1 protein-coding gene is annotated in these 1,450 nt (G+C 38.3%); it reads left to right on the top strand.

Going from position 1 to position 1,450, the window contains the following annotated elements; translation table 11 throughout:
• The coding region (locus CBI42_RS10780; RefSeq protein WP_441348929.1) for a mucin-binding protein at positions 1-1,450 on the top strand (1,450 nt) is incomplete at both ends.

Below are 1,450 nucleotides of genomic sequence, written 5' to 3'. Positions count from 1 at the left end.
GATCAAGAGTTCAAAGTAACACTTAAACAAAAAGAAGTTACAGTAACACCAGATCAACCAAAAACACCAGGAACTCCAGTAGATCCAAACAACCCAGACGGACCTAAATATCCAGCTGGCTTGGAAGAAAAAGATCTAAACAAAACTGTTACACGTACAATCACTTATGTGTACGAAGATGGAACTCCAGTATTAAATGAAGATGGAACACCAAAAACAGTAACACAAGAAGCTAAATTTACACGTGAAGCAAAAGTGAACTTGGTAACAGGAGAAGTTACATACGGAGACTGGACACCAGCACAAGACTTAGCTGAAGTTAAATCACCAGTAGTTAAAGGATACTTAGCTGACAAAGCAAGTGTTCCTGTAGTAACTGTAACTGGAGATTCAAAAGATACTACAGAAGTAGTAACCTATAAACCAATCGGTTCATGGATTCCAAACATTCCAGGACAACCAACAAATCCAATCAAGTATCCAAATAATCCAGATGATCCAACAAAACCAGGTAAACCAACAGAAACATTACCATACGTAGAAGGATTCACACCTAAGGATAAAGATGGAAATCCACTTAAACCAGTAGATCCAACAGATCCAACAAAAGGATATGTAGTACCAGATCTTCCAACAGATCCAAGTCAAGACACACCAATCAACTATGTGAAGGATACGCAAAAAGCTAAGACTACTTTCGTAGATGAAAAAGGAAACCCAATTCCAGGTGTTGACGCTATTACTGAAGAAGGTGACTCAGATACACCACTTACAAAAGAAGCTGAAGTAAAAGCTAAAATCAAAGAACTTGAAAACAAAGGCTATGAATTAGTATCTAATACATACCCAGAAGGTGGTAAGTTCGATAAAGATAAAGATACTGATCAAGAGTTCAAAGTAACACTTAAAGCTAAAGAAGTTACAGTAACGCCAGATCAACCGAAAACACCAGGAACTCCAGTAGATCCAAATAACCCAGATGGACCTAAATACCCAGCTGGCTTGGAAGAAAAAGATCTAAACAAAACTGTTACACGTACAATCACTTATGTGTACGAAGATGGAACTCCAGTATTAAATGAAGATGGAACACCAAAAACAGTAACACAAGAAGCTAAATTTACACGTGAAGCTAAGGTCAACTTAGTAACAGGTGAAGTGACTTACGGAGATTGGACTCCAGCTCAAGACTTAGCTGAAGTTAAATCACCAGTAGTTAAAGGATACTTAGCTGACAAAGCAAGTGTACCAACTACAAAAGTAACTGCGGATTCAAAAGATGCTACAGAAGTAGTAACCTACAAACCAATCGGTTCATGGATTCCAAATATTCCAGGACAACCAACAACTCCAATCAAGTATCCAAATGATCCAGCAGACCCAACAAAACCAGGGCAACCAACAGAAGTGTTACCATACGTTCCAGGATTCACTCCAGAAGATAAAGATG

This window comes from Streptococcus sp. KR (genome assembly GCF_002238115.1).
GTDB lineage: Bacteria > Bacillota > Bacilli > Lactobacillales > Streptococcaceae > Streptococcus.
The sequence above is the reverse complement of the archived record's forward strand: the minus strand, read 5'-3'. Positions and strand labels throughout refer to the sequence as shown.